This window comes from Chitinophagales bacterium, from assembly GCA_019694975.1.
In the GTDB taxonomy this organism is placed as follows: Bacteria; Bacteroidota; Bacteroidia; order Chitinophagales; family UBA10324; genus JACCZZ01.
Genome location: JAIBAY010000002.1, coordinates 267883 through 291269 on the forward strand (window position 1 = coordinate 267883; position 23387 = coordinate 291269).

The following is a 23387-nucleotide window of genomic DNA, read 5'->3' on the forward strand; positions in this document are numbered from 1 at the left end:
ACATGCGGCCGGAATGATTTGGCTGAACGTCGTCCCATTTCGGCTGCCGCCTTCAAAGGAAGCCATGCTGCTGTGCAGAGATATGCATGATAAAAAATTGGAAGCCGGATGCGTCTATTCAATTGTTATTCGTAACCCGTTTGGCGACCGTGCTAACATTCAAACGGACGAACTTTTAATCAAACTTTTGGTGACACTTTTTCGGACAACAACCGACACCGCTTCTAAAGCCGACCGCAGAAATAATTTTATTAAAAAAAGCCCCCGCTCAAAAATTCTTTGCCTATGCACATTGCACACATTTGCCTTTGCCGATTACGCACAAGCCCACCCGGAGGCAAAGCCAAAAGAGTGCAATCGCCAACGCTTTATCAACTTCGTGCGAAACTCTCTCTTAAACCGACCATTATTTCTTTACCTTTGTGTAAACTATTTTAAACTTGAATACCAAGCATAAAATCATAAACGGAGACAGCAGAAACATGGCTGAATTGCCTAACAATTCGATGCACCTTGCTTTAACTTCTCCGCCCTATTGGCAACTCAAGGACTACGGCTCTGACAACCAACTCGGTTTTCATGACAGCTACGAGAATTACATCAATAACCTGAATTTGGTTTGGAAAGAGTGCTACCGCACACTTCACAACGGTTGCAGGTTGTGTGTGAATATAGGCGACCAGTTTGCCCGTGCAGTTTATTATGGACGATACAAAGTGATTCCGATTCGTGAGGAGATAATCAAGTTCTGTGAGAACATTGGTTTTGATTACATGGGTGCAATTATTTGGCAGAAGGTTACGACCAGTAACACAACAGGTGGCGGTGTTCAGATGGGTTCATACCCATATCCAAGAAACGGAATTTTGAAACTGGATTATGAGTTCATTTTGGTTTTCAAAAAACTTGGTGAAGCACCCAAGCCAACAAAAGAAAATAAAGAGCTTTCAAAAATGACAGCACAAGAATGGAACACATTCTTTGCAGGACATTGGAATTTCGCTGGAGCAAGACAAGACAATCACATTGCAATGTTCCCTGAAGAATTGCCAAAGCGTTTGATAAAAATGTTTGCGTTTGTTGGCGACACAGTTCTTGACCCATTTGCTGGAAGCGGAACATCAAATCTTGCTGCTAAAAATTTAGGAAGAAATTCTGTTGGCTATGAAATCAATTCTGATTTTATTCCAATCATCAAACAGAAACTGCAATCAAATCAGAAGGATATTCACAACACTTCATTTGAGTTTATCAAACAGAAACCTTTGAAGATTGATTTTGCAAAGGAGATTGAAAAGCTGCCTTACATTTTCAAAGACCCCCATACTCTTGACAAGAAAATTGATGTAAAAAAATTGCAGTTCGGCAGTAAGATTGACAAGGACAGTTCAACACAGCGAGAAGATTTTTTCACTGTGAAAGAAGTTATCAGTCCAGAAATGATTCGTTTGAGCAATGACCTTACTGTAAAGCTTATCGGAATAAAAGAAGACCCTATCATCAATGTAGAAGCAACAAAATTTTTAAAAGACAAAACGAAAGGGAAAAAGGTTTTTCTTCGTTATGACAACATCAAGCATGACAAGGAAAACAATGTTCTCTGCTATCTCTATCTTGAAAACAAAACTTTTCTCAATGCACATCTGATTAAAAACGGACTTGCACAGGTGGACAGCAAAATAGATTTCAAATACAAAGACAAGTTTCAACTGTTATTCAATCAAGCACCTATTAATGAAGACAATAAAAATTTCAAATAACGAAATCCTATCCCTGCTTGATGCAGAAGCATCCACTTTTCCAAAATACGCAACTCAGATTTTAAATCTTGCTAACCAAAACGCACAAGGGACAAGACCTTCTGTTGTTGGACAAATGAGTGATTTAATTCAGGAGTTTCCTGGAACTAAATTAAAGGAGTGGGAAGAATGGTATTTGAATAAGCATCCTGAATCCTTATCACTTGCAGCCGCAAAAGTTCTTGAAATGGTTGAGAACTTCAAAGATGTAATGACCAAGATTGATAGAGAAATGGTTGAGAAGTGGGTTAAAGATTTAGTAATCTTAAAGACATTTATCGGATTAAAATTTCAAGAGGCAATTTTGAAAAGTGTTGCATCAAAACTAAAGACAACATATCGGCTTGCTACATCAGAAGAAGAATCACAAGGCATAGACGGATTGATTGGCGAAAAACCCATAAGCATCAAACCAACTTCTTACGAAGTAAAAAAATCTCTTTCCGAAACTATTGAAGTTCCTTTTATCTTCTATGAAAAATTAAAAGACGGAATAAAAATATCCTTTGATGAATCTATTGCCTAACCTTTTTCAATTTTGATGAATAAGAAATATGCAGAACAATTTTCCTATTCAAACCTTGAAACCTGCTTTGATAAAAAAGTAGTAAAGGTTAAGTCAAAAGGTATTGATAAAAAGTCGGCAAATAATTTTAAGAAGGATATAGTGAACGAGTTAAAATTTCTTGAAAGGAAAATTCAGAATGGAACTTTTACATTCTCACCATACTTAGAATTGCTCCGTGTTAAGCGCAGGGATTCTAACCCAAGAATGCTTTCGCTCCCAACTATACGAGACCGAATTGTTTTAAGCACCCTCAAAGAAATACTTCATGTTGATTTTGCTGATTGTGTAAATAAAGCAATGCCGAACAGTTATATTCGGAGAGTAAAAAAATATTTACAAGATAATAAAGGGCATAGAATTTATTATCTCAAAGCGGACATAACTCAGTTCTACGAAAAGGTCAACAGAACCTTATTGATGGAAAAACTTGAAGAACGAATTAGCGATACTGACTTGCTTGCTATATTAAAAGCAGCTATTGAAACACCAACAGTTCCTTCAAGCTACAGACGAACTGATTTGGAAACTTATGTAACCGATAAAGGAGTTCCCCAAGGGCTTTCAATTTCCAATATCCTTGCTCAGATTTATTTAAAGAGTTTTGATGATTATTTCAAAACAAAACTCAAATCAAGTTTTTACTTGCGATATGTTGACGATATTCTAATTCTCTCCAAATCCGATTGCAAACCATTAAAAAAATCAATTGAAGAAAAACTGAAACAACTTGGGCTGACTTTAAATGAAAAGAAAACCAATTGGGGAAATCTTGACGAAGGAACTGAGTTCCTAAGTTACTTGATTAAAGACGGCATCGTTTCAATAAGCGATAAGAAAATTGAAAATCAGGTTAACAAAGTAGCGGCTAAATTAACATGGTTTAAAAAAGGAATGGCTGACCCAAAAGAAAGACCTCGTTATTTTTTTGGCGATGACAAAAAATTTAAATGGAAATTTCTCCAAGAGGTAAATGAAATCATTACAGGTTCTAAGAGCATAAAGAAAAACTACGGATGGTTGTTTTACTTTTCAGAGGTTGAAGACCTCAGTGTATTTCACAAAATAGACAACATCATTGCCTCTATGTTTTCATCTCTCAAATTGTTTAACTACAAGACACCAAAAAAATTAAAGCGGACTGTTCGGGCTTTTTATGAAATTAAATTCAACAGAGGCGGGAACTATGTCAATGACTACGACAAGTTAAGAACCCGAAAGAAGAAGAGAGATTTTTTAAACAAGATGGCGGTTACAGACCCAAATAAAACTTACAGTGAAAAGGAAGAGAATGATTTGTTTGAAGCATACAGAGACGGCAACTTGAATAATCTTGAAAGAAATATTGGGTATGACTATTAAATTTTACTTTTGCACAGGCTGCCTCCCAATTCACTTGGGGACTTTTCACACGAAAAGTATATGTAAAATAACAAATTTTCAAGTTCCCATCTCAGATGGGAAACTAGTACTAGAATCACAGGCAGCCCATTTTTTATTTTTACATCATGAATAAAAAGAACTACGCCGAAACGCTTTACGAAAAACTTTGGAAAACCAAAGGCACAAGATTCATTGCTCACAAAAGATTGGAGCATGTGAATCAACTTTCAAATTGGGCTGTTGCTCTCAATTCAGTTTATGTAATCATAGCGAGTTTGCTTTCTATCAAACCGTTTTCTGACTATTCAAAACTTACTCCTGAATATTTATCCCTACTAACGATATTTCTTTCCCTGATAATTATCGTTCTCAGTTTGATTGAGAACTCAAAGAATTACAAAGCCAAAGCAGATTCATTGCATCAGTGTGGAAAGGACTTGAATCAACTATATGAACGCCTTGAACAAATCAAGTATAGATACGATGAAGCAGCAATGAGAGATGAGATTGAGAAATTGGGAAGTGATTATCAAAAGATCATTGACAAGTATCCAGAAAACCATCTTTCAATGGACTATGATTTGTTTGTTGCATCTGACAGAGAATTAACCAAGAGCAAGTTTGATTCATTTATAACCAAATTGAGAATTTGGTTGCGAGTAAATATCCCGTATTACTTGGCGATTCTCATTCCGTTTCTCTGCATAGCTCTAATGATTAAGAAACCATAAATGCCACCCACAAAAAAATACACTCTTAAAAACCGCTTCAAGCCAACGCTGAGAACCAAAGTTTTTAAGAGAGTATTTTTTCTCCCACCCAAGAAGAATTTTTTCCCTCCCCGTCTTTTTTAATAAAACTATTTCGCCACCGCACAGGTTCAGTGTATAACCTGACAGAGTTTGCTTCTAATATAAATCGCTTCGTTGACAGTGTTGTGGATGACTTCGGACAAACACAGCTTCATTGCGAGAAGTCGGGTGATACGCATAACAAGGGCTTAGCGATAGCGGGCGGACAGTGGTTAATGGAAGTGTTGTGCTTCTATTTTACATTTGTGCTTGCCGACAGTTTTGTGCTTCGTAATACCCGCCATCGGCAAGCCCCAAACCGTTATCTAATCATTCCACTGTGCCAAAGCGGAATTAAATTTCAATAGAAAACAAAAACCTCTTTCACACTCCTCGCTGCATTCTTCAGCGCATTTAATCTTTCAGGTTTCCGAAGGAATACAGCAGTCCGACTTGAATGCCACCGGAAGTAAGCGTAGTTTTTTCGTAATGAAAATTTCCTTGCTGATCAATATGCGCGAAGGCAGCGGCAATCCCTAATTTACCATTCTCCATATTCTGCAAGTATTCAGCTTCCGATTCTTCTTCTGTGGCATCTGTCAGACCGGCAAAGAAGCGAAGCCCGGCGGTAAGCAAAACATGATTTGACAAAGGAAACCTGCCGCCAAAGCCAAATACAGCGCCGGTAACCATGCCCGACAACCCGGTTTTAATATCGGTACCTGTATAATCGAGATCAGGGTCAGCAGGACTCATGGAGAAATCTTCCGTTGCCGCAAGCAGGAAATCAAACTGCGGGCCCGCTTCAAAATAAAATCCTGTTTCCGTTTTCAGTTTGAACAATAAGGGCAGCTCATAGTATTTGAGCGAGTTAACCGCGTCATAGTTTATTTCCATAATTGCCCCATCATATTTTTGATTCACCACGCTGTAGTTCAGCTCTGCGCCGACGCCGATGCTTTTTGTAAAATAGAAATTACCCACCACACCACTCGACCATCCCACAGAAAAATTCGGATTGAGGTTAGGCCCCTGATCTGAAACATTATCATTCAGCAGCCAGGTGGTAGCTACGGCTCCATTGAGGCCGATCTCAAACTGAGCGAATACGGCAGTAGCACTCATCAGCCAGATTGCAATAAAAAAAATCGTTTTCATAGCCGGTTATTTACGTTGTTAACTATTACATCCCCTGCATTTAAAGCAGGATCCTGCTTTAAAATTAGAGCGGAACACAGCAGTGAACTATGATATAGATCAAGTATTGATTATTGCCTTTACCGGGAATGGTTCAAATGAATTAAACGGAATACAAAATAGCTCCGGGCAGCATTGATTTGCTGCAATCCGGAATGCAACATAATAGTTGCCAATTGCAAGTTGTGATCGGCAAGCAATTTCAATCATGTAAGCCGCTGCCACATGTTGACAATTATGTAGTTTCACATCTGCTATTGACTATGTGTTACAACTACGAAGATCTTGAGCACCGTGCAAGAAGAAGATGGCGGCATGATCATCCGGAGGATGCGATGCAGGTACCGGGAAATGCATCGCTGCCACCATTGATTAATTCCGTAGAAGGAGATATGAGTTTATACCCCGGAAGAATGGGTAACATCATTTTGCTGGGGGAATCCACTGTTCGGCAAGGTTATTTTGGATTGTTATCGCCCTGGAATAAAAAAGCCGGCGATGCCAAAAGCACCTTTAATGCACGGAATGACACGATTGCGGAGAAGCCTACCTGGAGAGGCCCATGGCTTCGTAAGCAACGCTGCATCGTGCAGACATCCGGTTTCTATGAAACCGATAAGGCGACCAAAAGAAAATATTTTTTTTCAGTAAGAGGCACTGAAGCCTTTTTCTATGGTGGGTTATTCAACTGGTGGACTAACCCGGCCAACAATGAAAAGCTATTGACCTATGCCATTATCACCACTTCGCCCAATATGCTGGTAGCCGATTTTCATAACCGCATGCCATGGATCATTGACCAGGAAATTCTTGCCAACTGGATGAACCCGCAGGCAGAACTTGCAGAATTGCTAAAGCTGATGCAGCCTTATCCTCATTTTTTAATTGAATGCACTGAAGTGGAAGTGGAAAAACGCAAAGGACAAAGCAGTCTTGGATTTTAAAAACAGCAGCTCACTGCCTTGACAAGCATAATTCTTTCAATGGAATTGTAATGCGGAATGGGTTCATCAAAGCCAGCGCTATCTCTTCTCAATGAGCCTGCTGCCAGAAATTGTCGGCATGATAGACATCCGGGATGGAATCATTGCCAAGTTTCACTGATTTCAGTTTGCCGGGAAGTGTTTGCCGTAAAACACAGGTACTGCTTCCATCTTTCCAGGTAACGGGCGACCAGGTTTTTTCAATAACCGAATCATTTTCCAGGGTGAACTGAAGAGCGACCGGAACAGGAATATTACCCTTTCTGCTCACCGTGACCTGCCAGGTGTTTTGTGCTGTTTTTTTTCCCTGCTGTTGCTCCACTCCTGTCAGTGCCAGGTCAGGATAACCGTTTTCAAAACACCAGGGAAGAAAGAACCAATTCAGGTTCTGCCCGGTGACATTATTGAACGTATAAAAAAAATCGTATGGTGTAGGATGCTTACCATGCCACCGATCAATGTAGGCATGCAAGGCTTTAAAAAACAATTCATCACCCAATAACTGCTGCAGCGTGTAATAGAACAAGCCCGCTTTGCCATACGAATTGGTTTGATAAGTGGCTCCTTCAATCAGCTTTGAATTGGTCATTACCGGCACTTCCCGGTCGGTGCCCGCAATTGATTCATATCTTTTGCGCATATAAATGCCATCTTCTTCCGGTTCACCAAGCAGCGGTGAAATCACCGATTCTCCGATAGTCGCCCAGCCTTCATCCATCCAGGCATATTTTGTCTCATTGATTCCCATATAAAATGGAAAATAAGAGTGGATAATTTCATGGGAAGTGAGCTGCACCATATCCAGCCTGCTTTCCGAAACATCATCATTCACCATCATGGGATACTCCATCTGATCCAGGCCCTGGAAAACGGTGATATGCGGAAATGGAAAAGGTACCGCCGGATACGTTGAACTCATCAGTTCCACACACTGACGGGCGACCGACGCCACTTCAAAAAAGTCAACCGCATCCTTATTGTAGGCGGCATCCACAAAAACCCTTCTGCCGCCGCCAGGATCTGTAATGGGAGAACTTCCGCGCCAGAGATAATGATCACTAAGCGCAAAAGCGAAATCCGTAACACCGGATGCCGTGAATCTCCAGGTCTGCAGTGGTGCTGTTGCGGTTATATTACCGCTGCTGTAATCAGTGCTGTCAATGATTTGCATAATGGAATCAGCGCTGAGCGCCGCCCGGTAACGTTCGTAGATCTTGGGAGCGAAAACATCCTTCGCATTCTGCAGCGTGCCTGTAGCCCAGACGACAAAACCCTTCGGCACCGTGATGGCAGCATCAAAATCTCCGAAATCATTATAAAACTCCTGCAACCCGCTGTAACTCCATTCGTCCCAACCGTTGATATCGTCGTACACAGCAATCCTGGGGAAAGTATAAGCCAGGAAAAAAGTAGAAGGATCTACCATTCCGGTTCTTACATGTGAACCTTTGTTAACCGTATAGTGCCAGACAACCTGCAGCGTTACTTTTGTTGCAGGCAGTATTGGTTCGTCGGGCACTACAATCATGTTAGTGCCGCGGAAGTGCAGGTTGCGGTTATCCGATACTGCTATCATTTGCGTGTCAACCTGCAGTGATTCAATCGTTACACCCTCATTCTCATCCGCCTCATCACAATAATAATTGCGCTGCATACCCTTTTTATAAAAATTGGGGAAGAGGTGAAAGACTAACTTGTTCAAGGTATCCGGACTGTTATTGTAATAGGTTATCGTTTCCGTCCCATTCAATAATGCTGTTGCCGGATCGAATGCAATTTTCAATACATAATCGCCGCGGTTTTGCCAGTAATGAATACCCGGATTACCATCAGTTGAACGGGTGCCCGACTCATAGGCCTGCATAAAATCACGGGCTAAAGGCAAGTCCTTTTGCTGTGCAAAACCGGTATGAATAACAAAATGAACAAGGAAAATGGCGGCTATAAAGGGCGATGACTTCATGATGGTGGTTATACAGTTTCAAACGTACATTTAAACGCCGAATCATGCAAGCCATCATCTCTTCATATTCCGGCAATATTCCTTTACCGGCTGCAATATGAATGAAAGATAGCAGAAGCTATCTCAATATACGTGGCGTCATGCCGAAATAAACCCGGCATGACCGCATTGATTGCCTGTTTTGAGTTAGTTCTATCTAATGTCATCACAATACATGACTTCAGTCATAATTTCAATTTGATTAAATCTTATATTTTTGAATATTGATCAGGTAACTAAAAATGATAAGCCATGAAAAAGATCCTCGCTGTGTTTGATGGTGTCAATTATGCCGAGCAGACTGCAAGTTTTGGAATTGAACTGGCAAACAATACTGATTCTTTACTGGTGGGCGTTTTCCTTCACGACCTCTCCTATTCGAGATTCGTCTATGCATATGCATGGGATATTCCGACACAATATTATTATGGCTTCCAGGAAATAGAAAAGGAAGACAACACAAAGATCAATGAGAATATCAAGATTTTCAAGAGCCAGTGCGAAGCTGGCGGCATCAAACACAAGATACACCTCGACAGCGGTGTTCCCCTACACGAATTATTAAAAGAAAGCGCCTTTACCGACCTGTTGCTTATCGATAACAAGACCAGCTTTATGCGTATTGGAGACCGTTCGCCCAGCCTTTTCCTGAAGGATCTATTGGCAGAATCCAAGTGCCCGGTGCTGATTATTCCTGATAAGAAACCGGACATTAACAAGGTAGTAATCGCCTATGACGGAAGCGACTCAAGCGTTTTTGCCATGAAAATGTTCAGTTACCTTTTCCCGCAACTTGATAATCTGCCAACACAGATTGTGACCGTGAATCACTCTTCTTCCAACCACATTCCTCAAAACAGGGATGTTAAGGACCTCGCCAACCAGCATTTCAGGAATCTCACCTTTACGGTGCTGAATGGCGAACCCGAAGAAGAACTCAAGCAGTTCTTGAAAAATGCAGGAGATGATGTACTCGTTGTGCTGGGTGCTTATGGCAGAAGTGCGTTATCGAGGATGTTTCATTCCAGCATCTCCAATAAAATCTTAACAGAAGTTAAAGTGCCATTATTCATTGCACACCAATAATGGCAGGAAAATACACCGCCATGACAAACAGCCATTCGGGCAATTGCATCATGACAATAGCAGGCTGAATACATTGATTGTAACCGTTCAAACATCAGATCATGAAAACACAATCATTCACCATAGAAAAGGCAAATGAAATTGCCACAAAAATAAATGCCGACCGGAGCACCATTGATATGGAACAATTCAGGATGGGGCTTGAAAAAGAAATGGAGCATGGAAGGCAATATCCGGAAACGAATATCACCGATGATGATGAAGTAATGACAGGAAAAATAGCACTTGCTCATCTGCGGGAGATTCCGGATTATTATACACGCCTGGCAAAGATGGAACGCAAAGCAACGCCCGGCAGTGAAAAACTATCCGTAAACCATCCCTGGCAACAGACATTCATATCCAACCTGTCGGCTATGCAACAGGAAATAAAAGAACGGAAAGAGAAACTCGAAACTTTTCTCAAAGAAATTCCATTACTACAGGAGCAACTGGAGCTGCAGCGAAAAGGAGAGATGAAGAAAAATATGCTGAAGCGTATTGAAAAATGCGAAGCATTTCTTAATGAGGCAAAAGATAAGATCAGGGGAATGACAGCAAAAGCAGTGGAGCTGGAAAAAAAGATGGTTAAGGAAACCCTCAACGGAAAAACGGTGCGCAAAAGAAGCCTTTCCCATGAAATACACAAGCTGCAAAAGAGAATGGCGGCCTTCCCTTCCTACTTTGAAAACGGCAGGGAACAATTGAAAAAATTTCTTCACGAATCAAGGGTTTTCAAAGCGGAACATGCAACCTTTTAATGAATTGATCAGCGGCAGCAAGCCGGTGGTGGTTGACTTTTATGCCGACTGGTGCGGCCCCTGTAAGACCATGGCGCCTATATTGCTGGAGGTAAAATCTTCGGTGCAGGACCAGGCCACTATCATCAAGATTGATGTAGATAAAGCACAGGCACTTGCTGCCGAGTATGGCATCAGGGCAATTCCTACGCTCCTGATATTTAAAAATGGCAAAGAAGTGTGGCGCCGCTCTGGTGTGTGCCCGCCCCAGGAGCTTAAAAATAAAATCTTAAGCCTGGTTTAGACCACTTGCCCGGCGCATCAGGATCAGTTGCATTTACTTTTTTGCAAAAAATATACTTACATGCTCAGGGATAATAATTTGGCACTTCCCTCCGGCATTCCGTTAACTGGCACTATACTGACAGCAGCAGTACTTACTTCACAACGAGCATTACTTTTCCGTTGATTCCCGCTCCGGCAACCAGGATTGTATAGGTTCCATATCCAAAGTGTGTGAGATCAACAGGAATGAGGTTGCTGCCTTTGTTCACAGCAGATGAGAAGTAAAGTATCGTTGCACCGGCACTGTTCTTTACCGTGACACCCACAACGCCATCCATACCGGAATAAAGCCGTATGGTGGCCGGGCCTGGTGTAGGATTCGGATAAACCGAGATATCGGCTCTTAGCATCGACATAGCAGTTTCCGTTGTGGGGATATTGGAAGTTGCAGGAGGACCATTGTGCTTGTTAAACGCGGGCAAACTACTGCCTGCGCTGACCAGCAAAAGCCATGTAACAAATGCTGCAACCGTCTGTAAATTCCTTCCGATTATTTTCATGACAGCGATTAGTTTTCACCAAAATTACAGGCAGCCGCGATGCAGTTTTATGATCTTTGTTATAACCTGTTATGATAATCGTTGGCATTGCCCGGCAACGAGTAATCATCATAAAAAAATGACCGCTGTAATTGATTACAGCGGTCATCAGCATTAACTTCCTTTTGTACAGGAAGATAAACTTATTTAACTACAGCCACTACCCTGCCATAAGCGCCGGCACCCGACACAACTACAGAATAGCTTCCGCTTCCCAATGCCGACAAATCAAGCGGCACCTGGTTACTGCCGATTTTTGCGATTGCATCAATGCCAAAAAGCGGTGCTCCGCTGCTGTTCATGACCGTGATGGCTACCTTGCCTGCGGTGGTGGCGGTAAAGCGAACCGTAACAGGACCTGTGGATGGATTCGGCACCACTGTTACGTCCTGCCGTGTCAATGTTATACCTTCTTCGGAAGAAACATAGACAATGCCCGCAGTACTACCGGCCTGTGCATAATTCAGATTGTTTGGGGTTTGAGCGTTCAACATGCCATTAACTGCAAAGAGTAAGGCAATGATTGCAAACATGGATTTGAGGTTCTTATTATTCGTTTTCATATTACAGTAATTTCCGGCAAAACTATTTTGGGGCGCATGTGCTGTTTATGACAATCGTTAGCAGTTGATATGACTTTTGTTTGTTTCCCGCATCAACAGGTATGATGTAAATCAGTGTGCAGTGTAAGGAGTGTCATACAATTGGCCTAACCCCGCCATTTAATTTTACGCTGGTTTTAAATCTTTAAGCCATGAACGCAAAAATCATTTATAAGAATGAGATAACCTTCAGGGCAGGCAAGGCATTGCTGGAAGGTAACCTGGTAATTCCGGAACAGGCAAAAGGTGTTGTGATTTTTTGCCATGGAATTAACAGCAGCCGGCACAGCCCGCGAAACCGTCACCTGGCTGATGTTTTCAATAATCATGGAATCGCCACCCTGCTTGTAAGCCTTGAAAAAGTGGAGGAAGACCTCTTCCTGAAAGGCACCAACCTCAATGAACTCGCCGACAGGGTATGCGATATCACGCAAGCCATACTGAATATCAACCCGACCAGAAAACTGCCGGTAGGTTATTTTGGATCCGGCTCAGGCGCAGCTGTTGCGCTGACGGCCTCCACCAGGCTACAGGGTTTTGTAAGTGCCATTGTTTGCCGCGACGGAAGGCCTGATACCGCAGTAGAAATTTTAGACCAGGTAAAAACACCTTCTTTGTTTCTGTGTGCGGAGAAAGACAAAGAAGGGATTGCCATCAATGAAATGGCGAAGGGCTATATACGGGGAACCTGCAGATTGCAGGTGATTAAAGAAGCATCCTATCTTTTTGAAGAGGAAGGTAAACTTGATGAGGTTGCTCAGTACGCCATTGACTGGTTTAATAAATACCTGCCAATGCCGAAACAAACGGCCAGGCCTTTGCATCCGCCCTTCAGCCACTCTCTTGCCAGTTGAGCAGTGATCAGTCCGCTTTGAAGCGTTACCCTGCCTGCGATAGAGGTAACTATTACAGCTATACATTCCAAACATTTTTGGCGTCGATACCTTTTGATGTTAAGCTGTCGCAGCCTGCCCTTGCAGCTACGTCAGCTTATTGCGCGGCATTGCGCAGGACTACCACAATGCAACCATCTGCCTGCCGTTACTTTTCACCCAGCAGTTTTGAAATAGCTTCCCAACCTGCAGTACGGTCAGCGAATAGTTTGAGTATAGCGATGAAGGGAATAAACAGAATCATTCCGGCAGCCCCCCAGATGATACCACCTGCAATGATAGCAACGAAAATGATGAGTGTGTTCAGGTGCAGCCTGTTGCCTACGGCAACGGGGTAAATGATATTGGCTTCGAGGTATTGTACAATGGTAAAAATCAAAACCACACCAATCGGATACCAGGCGGAATTGTAGGTGAGCCAGGAAATAGTTATTGGCAACAGGGACGCTGCAATAATGCCAATATAAGGAATGAACGTAAGGATGGAAGCAATAAATCCGAATAGCAGCGCATGATCAATACCGAGCAACATCAGCCCTGCACTGTTCAGCAAGCCCACCGCGACGTAAACAATGATCATACCCTTGATAAAATTATGATACTGATGAATGGTGGCTTCCAGGATTTCTTTCATCACCGGTCTCCGGTCAGCCGGAAAAAGACTGTAGAGCGCTTCGGCAAGCAGCCGCCGGTAATAAAGTAACAGCACTGAATAAACAGGAATGATTAACAGTAACACGGCAGAAATACCGGAAGCATAAGCAAGGCTCTTCAAAAAAGACAGTACACCACCGGATGAGCCTAACAACATATTCTTCAGCCATTCTTCCTGCCGCTTTTCCGTTATGCCGTAGTGTTCTCGCAGGTAGTTCCTGCCCCAGGTGAGACTCTCCATCAGTTTACCTTTGAGCGACACCCACTCCGCAGAAAAGCTCAACAGCTGCTGCAGCAATAACGCAATGATTGCTGCGAAAAGAAGTACTACCACTAAAACGCAGAGTATGATAGCCAGCATAGATGGAAAACCCTTCTGCTCCAGTTTTTTGCAAACCGGGTAAACGGCAAAACTGATAAGCAGGGCGAAACTCAGCGGGATAAACAGCGGGCTGCCGAAATACAAAATAACACCTCCGGATACTACGCAAACCAGGAAGTTTGCCGTTTGATTCAATTTAATTGACATCAATAAAGTCCAGGGCCTGATTTATGACCCGGGCACAAATTATCTCTTTTTAACGGAGAGCAATGGAACCTTCAGGTTATAGGAAAGCCGTTCGGTTTTGCTTCCTTCAAAAATGTATTCAAAAAACCGCTTCTTCTCCGGGAACATCACAGCCCAGTCGGGTTTACGGTAATCGAGAAACTCGCGTAATTGCTGCAATACAGTCTCGCCGGGATTCCTTTTCAGCTGTATCAGTTCCAGCTTAACTCCTTTTGCCACACCATTCAGTTTCTTAAACAGCTTCTCTTCATCCACCTCCGGGTTATAACTCAGGTTAAAGATATCGATGGTTGCGCCATAGGCTTTGGCCAATGGAACAAGCATGCTTAATTCCGTTGCCGGATTCCTCAGATCAGAGAAGTATAACATCGTTTTTATCTCTTTATACTGGTACTTTGGCGGAATCGCCAGCACAGGAATCTCACACTTTGAAATAAGCAATGAAGTGGTGCTTCCGAATAATTTATTGATGCCGGATGCTCCATGTGTTCCCATCACAATCAGTCCGGCCTTACTGCTTTGCGCTGCCTGAATAATGTCTTCAACAATCAATACTTCATTTTTCACCACGAGTCTTACCTTCTTGCTGTCCGGCTGATAACGCATTTCTCGGTAAAGCTTATTCAGCATGTTTTGCAAAATTGCTGTCTTGTTCACAACATCCTGCCGCTCCAGTTTTCTCATATCACTATAGGGAATGCCGAACAATTCAACCCTCAGCGGAATATGGGTGGAATGAAAAAAAATCATTTTGCTGTCCAGCTTTTCCGCCAGCCGTATTGCATATTTCATCGCATTAACAGCATTGTCCGAAAAATCGGTAGGTACCAGGATCGTTTTCATAAGCCGGCTTATTTAAAATGCAGTCAAAATCTGACACCGAAGAAAGATCAAGATGCTGATTTCAACTATGATTTTCGTCAATGATCAGGATGACTGATGTCAATTGTTCCCTTTAAACACCAATAAGTTTGTGGAATAAACGAAGGCAGCTGTTTACCGGTGATATTCTATAGCGCTTAATTGCGGTTAACAGTCACCCATTATATTAAATTTTGACTGACTGTCTTGTACGTCAGCTGTTTCACACAGATGGATCCTTCAGTTAATGCTACAGTGTTAGTCAACCACAAGCTATGCTTTACTGTGCTATGTTAACCATTAGCCCAGGTAAGCCCTTAGCATCCAGCTCATTTTCTCATGCTGCTCCATAATGCCGGTTATAAAATCGCCGGTGCCTGCATCTTTATACTTATCTGTTACCAAAGGAATGTTTTTCCGCAGCGACCTTATGATCGTTTCATGATCGTTCAGCAGTGACTGTATCACCAGTTTCTGCTTGCTGAAATCATTGTGCTCTTCTGTAAGGTGTGTGATACTCAGGAAATCCTTCAACGATCCCAAGGAATAATGGCCCAATGATCTGACGCGTTCTGCCACCTCATCAATGATAAGGTCTATTGCATCATACTGCGATTCGAAAAATTTGTGAAGCTCCATAAATCCGGGTCCTTCAATATTCCAGTGGGCATTACGTGTTTTGGTGTAGAGCACATATTCGTCAGCCACGAGGTTATTCAATATGGTAGCTATTTCCTTCAGGTTTTTTTCCGCGATTTCAATGTTAGGTTTCATTTTGTTTTCATGTTTTTAGATGTACATAAACTAAATTCTGCATTGCCATTTATATGCAACGGATGCTTTCCTGGAAAAGCATTGCAGCAGGCCGGTATTTGTTCAAAAATTACACAGCAATTTACGGGTTTAAGCTCACATTGCACTTAAGATGATGACACTATCATCATTTTGAAAACTATGCTCGCCCATTAATTTGTTAACTTTTAGGCGTTATTGCAATCTATTCCGTCCCTATTCTCTTTACTTAATTTGAGTTGTTTAAACGGCCTACTTTTCCTTGTTGCACCTGCTTCCGGGCATACCGGAAGATGAGGATCATCAATACTATCATCAGCGCATTCCACAAAAGATATGCTGCCAAACCCGTTTTAGTAAGCACCCAGCTGTTATCAGTCACGGTAAGCACACGCCGGCGACGCTCATTATTCCGTTACCGATCAGCAAATACCGTATTAGTGCATTCCGGTTACGGTAGTACTCCGCCAGCAGCCAGGTGGCCACACCCAGGAAGCCATAACCCCACATTTCAACAGCCCAACTGAGCGACATCGGATTGGACATAGAGAAGGCAGCAATGACTGCATCATCGGACGGTTTATAATGCAATGCAAGATGCCGCACAAAAGTTGTCTGGCAGATGTAATTGAAAAAGATCAATGTGGCAAAAACTACCGTGAACATTAAGGACACCAGTTCAGCAATTTTCGAACGTGCATGATCTTCCTGAACCTGCAGGTAATGCGCTGCCGAAAGCATCATCATGCCGCCAATGAGTAACAAGCCGAAGTAGTAAGGAATATCCTGAACAAAGTGATAGTTGGCCGCAAACATCGCTGAAGAATGCCATGCCGGCTGTGGCTTAATAAAATGCACTGCAACAAATCCTGCAGGACCGGAAAGCAGGTAGCCGGTGCATGCAATAAGCGCACTTTGTGCGATCAGCGAATGATAGTCTCTTTTCATGAATGCAACAATCATTAGCAGCTATCTCAAAAAAGGCGGTCAATGCGGTCATGCCGAATTCGTTTCGGCGCCGGTGAATATATTGAAGAGATCCTGATCCCGATTAATCAGGACAGTATGACTCCAGGTTTATTAAAAGAGCTACTAAAACTTTATGCCTCTTTTTTTCATTTCCTCCGCCAGCTTCGGCGGTATGTCACGGCATGAACAATTTTGATGATGTGCCAAATGCCATCTAACCCTTTCCATGAATGTTGGATTATCGGGCATTTTGTTTTTCAGGTGCCACTCCTTATTGATTTTCATAGTGGTGCATTTTTGATTGCAATCCTTTCAAACTGCCTGCATTCAAAAAGGGCTGTATATGCCTGATTTTCGTTTGCCGGCGATTACACTCAAATTTCCCTAAGGAGGCTAATGATGACTATGACATTTATCAATGCAAAGCATGACATATTTCAGTGCAGCTGAGAACTAGGAGCATACATTCAGGATACATAAGTGGCATAAAAGAAGTTAAGGACAATGTGCGCTTTTGCGCAGACAGGTTGCGGGTGAATGCCGGAAAACTTACATGCAATCAATAATCCAATGACTAACCAGGAGCCATCTCAAAACAGGTAATCGATACGATCGCGCCGAATGTATTCCGGCATCTGTCAATATATTGAAGAGATCCTGATCCCGATCAATCCCGACAGGATGGCTCCGGATATACTGAGATATCTTCTAATCATAAAAAACTGAAGTCCCTGTTATTTCCAAAGGAGATAACAGCAGAGGAACATCAATCTGATTCCAACGAGCTGATAAATTCACCATTCCTACACAAAGATTTTAAATCGCTCGTGGCATGCTTTGGTGAGTTGCTCACGGTCATCGGGATGCGCAATATTAATAAGTGCTTTCGCACGCTGCCGGAAGTTCTGACCAAATAGAGAAGCCACTCCGTATTCTGTTACCACATAATGCACATGGCCCCGCGTAGTAACCACACCGGCGCCCGGATTCAGCATTGGCACAATACGCGGAACGCCCTTCTTGGTTCTGCTCGTAAGTGCAATAATCGGCTTGCCGTCTTCACTTAAAGAAGCGGCACGCATAAAATCCATCTGCCCGCCAATACCGCTGTACTGATACGTTCCGATGCTATCTGCACAAACCTGCCCGGTGATATCAATCTCAATGGCACTGTTAATAGCCATCACCCTGGCATTACGTTTAATCACCGAAGGTTCGTTCACGTAGTCAATATCGAGAAAGGCGAAATCCGGATTGTCGCTCACATATTCATACAGTTTCCTGGTGCCTAAGGCAAAACCGGCGACGGTCTTATGCGGATGAATATTCTTATAACGGTTGGTAATAATGCCTTTTTCGCAAAGATCAATCAGTCCGTCGCTGAACATTTCAGTATGTATTCCAAGATCCTTATGATTATGGAGACACCTGCAAACAGCATCCGGTATTGTGCCGATACCGAGCTGCAACGTGCCCCTGTCCGTAACGAGGTCAGATACATGCGCACCGATTTTCATCTCGTCTTCGCTGATTAATGATCCGAAGTTGACTTCATGTAGCGGTTCATCCGCCCAGACCATAGCATTAAAGCTGTTCACATGCATGAAACCATCACCATGCGTGCGTGGCATCTGCGGATTAATCTGCGCTATTACATACTTGGCAGTATGAACGGCAGTGCGCGCAATATCCACTGAAACACCCATGGAGCAAAATCCTTTGCTGTCAGGCGGGGAAACATGAACGATAGCGACATCAAGCGGGAGCACATTGCGGCGAAAAAGTTCCGGTATCTCACTGAGGAAAACCGGGATAAAATCTCCCCTGCCTTCATTTACGGCTTTTCTGACAGGGTCACTTACGAACATGGTATTGATGTGAAAAGCATCAGCATACTCAGGCTGGTCAAAGATCACATCACCCAGCAGGCTGATAAATACCAATTCCACATCTCTTAATTCATTTTTCCTCTTTGCCAGTTCCTTTATGATAAAGGTGGGAGTGCAGGCTCCTCCCTGTATAAACACCCTGTTTCCCGACTTAATCAATTGCAGCGCTTCCTGCGGATCCTTATATACGATGTCAGCTTTCATACCTGTTTTATTTATCGAAAATTCACTTTTTTACTTTGCCGTGCAAAAATCAAATCAATTGCTGAATGACTGTGATGACATACATCATTTTTGGTACTGATTAATATCATACTTAAATTTTAAGCGTGATGCATTTGCCGACGCCGCAGCAGCTCCCACTATTTGCAAGACGGCTTCCTTTGCCGCCCTTGTCAATTCATCCGAGGCCGATATCTTTTGAAGCAGACCTTCTGCTACCGTTGCATCATGCCAGCTGCCAAGCAATTTATCTGCCTTAGAAAGGAACAAATGCTGAAAAGGCAGGTAATCAGGTAAGCTACCCTCATCATAAAATAATTTCAGGTTGTACAATAGCATTTTCACCTCCCTGCGGATTTTATGCAAGCTTTTATCCGGCATCTGCTTCTCCATCAATTGTGCGCTGATATCTGATGCTGCCTTCTCAAAATATGCTTGCGGCTGTTCTTTCATCCGGGCAATATAAGGTTTTAACAAAAACTTAATTTTTTTCACCGAATCCTTTTTTAATTTCCTGCAAGCGCTTTGATACTGCTTATATGCTTTGTCTTCTTTATCCCTCAATAATTTTTTCAGTTCCTGCAGCACTTTTTCATTTGCCCCTGACCTCCGTACAAATTCAGCCAGTAATTGCCAGTCACGGACCACGCCTGCTCGCTTAAACAACTTTTTAGTTGCGTGCAGCACATCCGGATCAAGATCATGGAAATACCATTTCAGTAAGATAACAAGCGCCTTCAGCATCTTAATGCGCACCCGGAGTCTATGAATTGCCTTCTTATCAGGATGGCAATCATGCAGCGTGTCCAGAGCTTCAATATCAGCAAGCAGATTTTCAAGATGGAGTATCAGATCTGTCATAACATAACTGCTGTCTTACCGGCCTGTAAGCGAAGATATCGCAAAAAATCATCGGGCAAAACCCACGCAATGCGCTACATAAAGTGCACGACACTCCGGCCGGAGCCGGCAGAATTTTATCATTTGACATTCGCGCAGATACCGGTATATTAGCTTATAAACAATGTAATATGCTTGGCGAATTAAATCCTGATCAGATTGAATTGTTGCTGAACGAACAACTGATTGGCCGCATAGGATGCAGCGCAAATGGTGTCACCTATGTAGTGCCGGTAACCTATGCATACGACGGTAAATACATATATGCTCATTCGAAAGAAGGAAGGAAAATCCAGATGATGCGCATCAACCCGTTTGTCTGTTTTGAAGTTGACAAGATGGAAAACCCTGCTAACTGGCAATCCGCCATTATATGGGGCAAATTTGAAGAATTGAATCATGATGAAGAGAAAACGGGATTGAATATGCTAATGAACCGTTTGCACCATGATATTGCCAGTGAAACAAGCATGCCTGCAACAGGTCATGTTCATCAAAACGATGCCGGGCCTTATAAGTCGGTTATCTTCAGAATTGAAATCAGGGAAAAATCAGGACGGTTTGAGCAGCGCAGGTGAATAAGGAAACAGGTGGTCTGGACTGCAATCAGTCAGCATCTCCCCGATCCTGGCAGAACAACCTATTTATCAGAAAATAAAATTTGTTCCGCTTTTGACGTCTTCCAAAGTTTTTTTATCGCCACCAAAAGGCAAGGACAATCTTTCCGGTTATACTGCTAAAGTTGATAATAATCATTTGCATCACTGATCTGCATCATTTTATCATGCTGATGCACCATGTAATTTTGGGAAAGTAATTATTTATTAACTTTTAAATCAACATACCATGGGTGCTATCACAAAAAGAGGATTCTTGCCAACGTTAACAGGCAACATCTTCGATACGGCTAATTTCTTTAGCCCGAAAGTGTGGGATTTGGACAATGATTTCTTCGATCTTGATCTGTCCAATCGCATACCATCTGTTAACATCATTGAAAACGCAAAGGATTTCAAGATCGAAATGGCGGCTCCCGGCCTGGAGAAGAAGGATTTTCATATTACAGAAGAAAAAGGCATGCTGACGATCAGCGCCGAAAAGAAGACGGAAACCAAAGAGGAAAAAGAGAACTATATGCGTAAAGAATTTTCATATAACTCTTTCAGCCGTTCCTTCCGCCTGCCGGAAAACTGCCTGCCGGAAAAAGTGGATGCCAAATATGAAAACGGTGTACTGAGCCTGTTGCTTCCGAAGAAAGAAGTAACCATCGCTGCACCGCCAAAGGAAATCAAGGTTTCCTGAGTGTTGATGCTGACATCAACTTTTTTGGTAACGGACACCTCCTGCACTGATGCAGGAGGTGTCCGCTATTTAGTTGGCGAGTTGAGGCTCACCTGATTGATAGAAGTTCACACGTCGCCGGCTGACCGGTATCCAATAAATCTATTTCATTTTCTATCTTTAAAATTCAGCCATCCTCCAACTCATGAGCAAATTACTTTCCACGTCATTTTCAGTATGCTTCTTCATTTTTTTATTGCATGCAACGGCCTTTGCTACCATCTTTGATGTGAACTCCCTCGCTACTACCAATACCGGCAGCGGAAACAGCGGCACATTAAGGTATTGTATCACGCAGGCTAACCAGTCTGCCGGGCCACACACTATAAATTTCAGCATTGCCGGAAGCATCAGTATCAGTTCCTCCGGCGCATTATTGCCGGTGTTGAATAAGCAGATCATCCTTGACGCCACCACGGCTCCCGGCTATGCAGGAACACCGGTTGTATTGCTTGACGGAACAGGAAGCAGCAGCGGTAACGGCATTGAGATTACGGCAAACGGTTGCGAACTCTACGGACTTGCAATAATCCATTTTGCAGGAAGAGGAATTTATGTACATGGCAACAATGCCGGCAACTTCATTATCGGCGCTGCCGGTAAAGGCAATATCATCAGCAACAACAATTATTACGGCATATCCATAGATGCTGCCGATTACGGCATAATTGCATATAACAAGATCGGAACGGATGCTACCGGAACGAACTGCGCCGGCAATAACTACGACGGCATTGATTTCATTAATTCCGCTGATCATCACCAGGTATTGTTTAACCATGTATCCTGCAACGGTTACAACGGCATACAGATCGGCGGCAGCAGCTATAATGAAATCAAAGGCAATGTGATCGGGCCGCTCAGCAACCAATGCCAGGGTAATGAGTATCGCGGGATTGACATAGAAGATGGATCACAATACAATATCGTGGGAGGAACCAATGCTGCCGACTTCAACAAAATTGCCGGTAACTTATATTGGGGCATTGAAGTAAAAAATAATTCGCCAAATAACCTCTTAAGCGGTAACAGCTATACCTGCAATGATTATGGAGCAATTGCACTCGACAACAATGGCAACAATGGCATGACCGCGCCGGTAATCACCGCTGCGAATGCCGGAACAATTACAGGTACCGCTTCACCCAATGCCACGATCCAGGTTTTTAAGAGTCAGAACACCAACCCTACGCAATGTACAAGCACACCGTCTAATCAGGGCGCCGATTATATCACAAGCACAGTTGCTGATGCAAGCGGCAATTGGTCTGCCGCAGGAATTTTCGGAGGATATATTGTCGCGACTGCAACGGATGCAAACAATAACACCTCTCCGTTCAGCAGCAGCGTAGCGACAGGCACTAGCGATACACTGATGAACGAATGCAGCGGATACATTCCATCGCTTACTGCATCTTTCAATCCTTCTGCCATGGCAATATGCGAAAAACAATGCATCAGTTTTACTGATCAGTCGTTGAATGCCGCCGCATGGTACTGGACATTTGAAGGTGGGGCACCTTCCAATTCCTCACTACAAAATCCTGCTAATATTTGTTACAGCAATCCGGGCGTCTTTTCCGTAACACTCGTTATTTACGGGCCAAACATGAGTGATTCTTCGGTGGCTGTACTATATGTTACCGTAAATCCAACGCCGACCATTCCTGTTATTACACAGCAAGGCGATACGCTCATCAGCACACCCGCTACAACTTATCAGTGGAACCTGAACACAATACCTGTTACCGGTGCCACCAATCAGCAATATATTTTTACGCAAAACGGTTACTATTCGGTAACCATTACCGACAGTGCAGGCTGCACTGCCATTTCCCCTGTTGAATATTTCAGTATTACCGGTCTTGGTAAAACGAATGAAGAATGGATGAAAATATTCACCTTACCCGGTTATAGTGATATGCAAATTCAGATTGGCGGCATGGCCGGCAAAACAGCGCAGGTATCGGTTTATGATGTGCATGGAAGACCGGTAGCAATGGAATATTTTTTTATCAATTCAGACTTTTTCAGTAAGCATTTGATATTGCGAAATCCGACAACGGGAAGCTACGTCGTACAGCTCATAACTAATGAAATCGTTCTTGTACAAAAGACCATCATCCGGTAGTAGGCTGCGATGCTTCCTGCTTTTGCCATAAGGTACCGCTTAATCAATCAGAGCGATACAGATCGCTGGTTCTTTGAGGTAGTATTATATTGAAAT

23 protein-coding genes are annotated in these 23387 nt (G+C 42.9%); 13 read left to right on the plus strand and 10 right to left on the minus strand.

The window, feature by feature from the left end; all coding sequences use genetic code 11:
* Positions 1–13: 13 nt before the first annotated feature.
* From K1X61_04345 to K1X61_04365, 5 genes are all read left to right on the plus strand, one after another.
* Positions 14–457, plus strand: a complete 444-nt coding sequence (locus tag K1X61_04345; GenBank protein MBX7107860.1) for a hypothetical protein — start codon at positions 14–16, stop codon at positions 455–457.
* Between the two features lie 25 nt (positions 458–482).
* Positions 483–1760: a thermonuclease family protein gene (locus K1X61_04350; GenBank protein MBX7107861.1), complete on the plus strand. Its 1278-nt coding sequence runs from the start codon at positions 483–485 to the stop codon at positions 1758–1760.
* On the plus strand, positions 1735–2325 hold the full coding sequence (locus tag K1X61_04355) for an MjaI family restriction endonuclease (protein ID MBX7107862.1): 591 nt from the start codon (positions 1735–1737) through the stop codon (positions 2323–2325). Before K1X61_04350 ends, K1X61_04355 begins: the two co-directional genes overlap by 26 nt.
* Positions 2326–2340: 15 nt before the next feature.
* The gene (locus K1X61_04360; protein ID MBX7107863.1) at positions 2341–3726 is read left to right on the plus strand and encodes a reverse transcriptase/maturase family protein; all 1386 of its coding nucleotides are present in this window, start codon (positions 2341–2343) and stop codon (positions 3724–3726) included.
* Positions 3727–3872: 146 nt separating this feature from the next.
* Positions 3873–4478, plus strand: coding sequence for an SLATT domain-containing protein (locus K1X61_04365; GenBank protein ID MBX7107864.1), 606 nt, complete (start codon positions 3873–3875; stop codon positions 4476–4478).
* A gap of 474 nt (positions 4479–4952) precedes the next feature.
* Here K1X61_04365 and K1X61_04370 read toward each other — a convergent pair whose 3' ends face one another.
* Positions 4953–5696, minus strand: coding sequence for a PorT family protein (locus K1X61_04370; GenBank protein ID MBX7107865.1), 744 nt, complete (start codon positions 5694–5696; stop codon positions 4953–4955).
* Between the two features lie 302 nt (positions 5697–5998).
* Here K1X61_04370 and K1X61_04375 point away from each other — a divergent pair, with 302 nt between their 5' ends.
* On the plus strand, positions 5999–6679 hold the full coding sequence (locus K1X61_04375; protein MBX7107866.1) for an SOS response-associated peptidase: 681 nt from the start codon (positions 5999–6001) through the stop codon (positions 6677–6679).
* Positions 6680–6767: 88 nt separating this feature from the next.
* On the opposite strand, the gene K1X61_04380 is transcribed toward K1X61_04375, so the two are convergent.
* Complete coding sequence (locus K1X61_04380; GenBank protein MBX7107867.1) at positions 6768–8681, minus strand: M1 family metallopeptidase; 1914 nt, start codon at positions 8679–8681, stop codon at positions 6768–6770.
* A 291-nt stretch (positions 8682–8972) separates the two neighbouring features.
* Between K1X61_04380 and K1X61_04385 the strand changes: the two genes are divergently transcribed.
* The 3 genes from K1X61_04385 (at position 8973) to trxA (ending at position 10889) form a co-directional block, all read left to right on the plus strand.
* The gene (locus K1X61_04385) at positions 8973–9806 is read left to right on the plus strand and encodes a universal stress protein (GenBank protein ID MBX7107868.1); all 834 of its coding nucleotides are present in this window, start codon (positions 8973–8975) and stop codon (positions 9804–9806) included.
* 101 nt (positions 9807–9907) lie between these two features.
* Entirely contained in the window at positions 9908–10606 is a 699-nt protein-coding gene (locus tag K1X61_04390; protein MBX7107869.1) for a hypothetical protein, read from the plus strand.
* Positions 10593–10889 (plus strand): thioredoxin, encoded by a 297-nt coding sequence (trxA, locus tag K1X61_04395; GenBank protein MBX7107870.1) that lies wholly within the window; start codon positions 10593–10595, stop codon positions 10887–10889. The genes K1X61_04390 and trxA overlap by 14 nt, the downstream gene beginning before the upstream one ends.
* A 133-nt stretch (positions 10890–11022) precedes the next feature.
* On the opposite strand, the gene K1X61_04400 is transcribed toward trxA, so the two are convergent.
* Positions 11023–11430 (minus strand): hypothetical protein, encoded by a 408-nt coding sequence (locus K1X61_04400; GenBank protein ID MBX7107871.1) that lies wholly within the window; start codon positions 11428–11430, stop codon positions 11023–11025.
* A 182-nt stretch (positions 11431–11612) separates the two neighbouring features.
* A complete protein-coding gene (locus K1X61_04405) occupies positions 11613–12032 on the minus strand; it encodes a hypothetical protein (GenBank protein MBX7107872.1) in 420 nt (139 codons plus the stop codon).
* Between the two features lie 191 nt (positions 12033–12223).
* Between K1X61_04405 and K1X61_04410 the strand changes: the two genes are divergently transcribed.
* Complete coding sequence (locus K1X61_04410; protein MBX7107873.1) at positions 12224–12925, plus strand: alpha/beta hydrolase; 702 nt, start codon at positions 12224–12226, stop codon at positions 12923–12925.
* A 187-nt stretch (positions 12926–13112) separates the two neighbouring features.
* On the opposite strand, the gene K1X61_04415 is transcribed toward K1X61_04410, so the two are convergent.
* The 6 genes from K1X61_04415 to K1X61_04440 all read right to left on the minus strand — a co-directional run bounded on the left by K1X61_04415 (position 13113) and on the right by K1X61_04440 (position 19780).
* Complete coding sequence (locus K1X61_04415) at positions 13113–14147, minus strand: AI-2E family transporter (GenBank protein MBX7107874.1); 1035 nt, start codon at positions 14145–14147, stop codon at positions 13113–13115.
* 39 nt (positions 14148–14186) lie between these two features.
* Entirely contained in the window at positions 14187–15029 is an 843-nt protein-coding gene (locus K1X61_04420; protein ID MBX7107875.1) for a universal stress protein, read from the minus strand.
* 318 nt (positions 15030–15347) lie between these two features.
* Positions 15348–15821, minus strand: a complete 474-nt coding sequence (locus tag K1X61_04425; protein ID MBX7107876.1) for a DNA starvation/stationary phase protection protein — start codon at positions 15819–15821, stop codon at positions 15348–15350.
* A gap of 396 nt (positions 15822–16217) precedes the next feature.
* Positions 16218–16787 carry a hypothetical protein gene (locus tag K1X61_04430; protein ID MBX7107877.1) on the minus strand — a complete coding sequence of 190 codons (570 nt, stop codon included), beginning with the start codon at positions 16785–16787 and terminating at the stop codon, positions 16218–16220.
* Between the two features lie 824 nt (positions 16788–17611).
* Positions 17612–18901, minus strand: a complete 1290-nt coding sequence (locus K1X61_04435) for a 4-hydroxybutyrate CoA-transferase (GenBank protein ID MBX7107878.1) — start codon at positions 18899–18901, stop codon at positions 17612–17614.
* 84 nt (positions 18902–18985) lie between these two features.
* Positions 18986–19780: a CHAD domain-containing protein gene (locus K1X61_04440; protein ID MBX7107879.1), complete on the minus strand. Its 795-nt coding sequence runs from the start codon at positions 19778–19780 to the stop codon at positions 18986–18988.
* A gap of 170 nt (positions 19781–19950) precedes the next feature.
* On the opposite strand from K1X61_04440, the gene K1X61_04445 reads away from it, so the two are divergent.
* The 3 genes from K1X61_04445 (at position 19951) to K1X61_04455 (ending at position 23291) form a co-directional block, all read left to right on the plus strand.
* Positions 19951–20397, plus strand: coding sequence for a pyridoxamine 5'-phosphate oxidase family protein (locus K1X61_04445; protein ID MBX7107880.1), 447 nt, complete (start codon positions 19951–19953; stop codon positions 20395–20397).
* A 268-nt stretch (positions 20398–20665) separates the two neighbouring features.
* Positions 20666–21121: an Hsp20/alpha crystallin family protein gene (locus K1X61_04450; GenBank protein MBX7107881.1), complete on the plus strand. Its 456-nt coding sequence runs from the start codon at positions 20666–20668 to the stop codon at positions 21119–21121.
* Positions 21122–21305: 184 nt separating this feature from the next.
* The gene (locus K1X61_04455; protein ID MBX7107882.1) at positions 21306–23291 is read left to right on the plus strand and encodes a hypothetical protein; all 1986 of its coding nucleotides are present in this window, start codon (positions 21306–21308) and stop codon (positions 23289–23291) included.
* The last annotated feature ends 96 nt before the right edge of the window (positions 23292–23387 follow it).

Bases quoted from the DNA above. Each gene is read 5' to 3' on its own strand.
- K1X61_04345 (MBX7107860.1), top strand. From the start codon at position 14: ATGATTTGGCTGAACGTCGTCCCATTTCGGCTGCCGCCTTCAAAGGAA.
- K1X61_04350 (MBX7107861.1), top strand. From the start codon at position 483: ATGGCTGAATTGCCTAACAATTCGATGCACCTTGCTTTAACTTCTCCG.
- K1X61_04355 (MBX7107862.1), top strand. From the start codon at position 1,735: ATGAAGACAATAAAAATTTCAAATAACGAAATCCTATCCCTGCTTGAT.
- K1X61_04360 (MBX7107863.1), top strand. From the start codon at position 2,341: ATGAATAAGAAATATGCAGAACAATTTTCCTATTCAAACCTTGAAACC.
- K1X61_04365 (MBX7107864.1), top strand. From the start codon at position 3,873: ATGAATAAAAAGAACTACGCCGAAACGCTTTACGAAAAACTTTGGAAA.
- K1X61_04370 (MBX7107865.1), bottom strand. From the start codon at position 5,696: ATGAAAACGATTTTTTTTATTGCAATCTGGCTGATGAGTGCTACTGCC.
- K1X61_04375 (MBX7107866.1), top strand. From the start codon at position 5,999: ATGTGTTACAACTACGAAGATCTTGAGCACCGTGCAAGAAGAAGATGG.
- K1X61_04380 (MBX7107867.1), bottom strand. From the start codon at position 8,681: ATGAAGTCATCGCCCTTTATAGCCGCCATTTTCCTTGTTCATTTTGTT.
- K1X61_04385 (MBX7107868.1), top strand. From the start codon at position 8,973: ATGAAAAAGATCCTCGCTGTGTTTGATGGTGTCAATTATGCCGAGCAG.
- K1X61_04390 (MBX7107869.1), top strand. From the start codon at position 9,908: ATGAAAACACAATCATTCACCATAGAAAAGGCAAATGAAATTGCCACA.
- trxA (MBX7107870.1), top strand. From the start codon at position 10,593: ATGCAACCTTTTAATGAATTGATCAGCGGCAGCAAGCCGGTGGTGGTT.
- K1X61_04400 (MBX7107871.1), bottom strand. From the start codon at position 11,430: ATGAAAATAATCGGAAGGAATTTACAGACGGTTGCAGCATTTGTTACA.
- K1X61_04405 (MBX7107872.1), bottom strand. From the start codon at position 12,032: ATGAAAACGAATAATAAGAACCTCAAATCCATGTTTGCAATCATTGCC.
- K1X61_04410 (MBX7107873.1), top strand. From the start codon at position 12,224: ATGAACGCAAAAATCATTTATAAGAATGAGATAACCTTCAGGGCAGGC.
- K1X61_04415 (MBX7107874.1), bottom strand. From the start codon at position 14,147: ATGTCAATTAAATTGAATCAAACGGCAAACTTCCTGGTTTGCGTAGTA.
- K1X61_04420 (MBX7107875.1), bottom strand. From the start codon at position 15,029: ATGAAAACGATCCTGGTACCTACCGATTTTTCGGACAATGCTGTTAAT.
- K1X61_04425 (MBX7107876.1), bottom strand. From the start codon at position 15,821: ATGAAACCTAACATTGAAATCGCGGAAAAAAACCTGAAGGAAATAGCT.
- K1X61_04430 (MBX7107877.1), bottom strand. From the start codon at position 16,787: ATGAAAAGAGACTATCATTCGCTGATCGCACAAAGTGCGCTTATTGCA.
- K1X61_04435 (MBX7107878.1), bottom strand. From the start codon at position 18,901: ATGAAAGCTGACATCGTATATAAGGATCCGCAGGAAGCGCTGCAATTG.
- K1X61_04440 (MBX7107879.1), bottom strand. From the start codon at position 19,780: ATGACAGATCTGATACTCCATCTTGAAAATCTGCTTGCTGATATTGAA.
- K1X61_04445 (MBX7107880.1), top strand. From the start codon at position 19,951: ATGCTTGGCGAATTAAATCCTGATCAGATTGAATTGTTGCTGAACGAA.
- K1X61_04450 (MBX7107881.1), top strand. From the start codon at position 20,666: ATGGGTGCTATCACAAAAAGAGGATTCTTGCCAACGTTAACAGGCAAC.
- K1X61_04455 (MBX7107882.1), top strand. From the start codon at position 21,306: ATGAGCAAATTACTTTCCACGTCATTTTCAGTATGCTTCTTCATTTTT.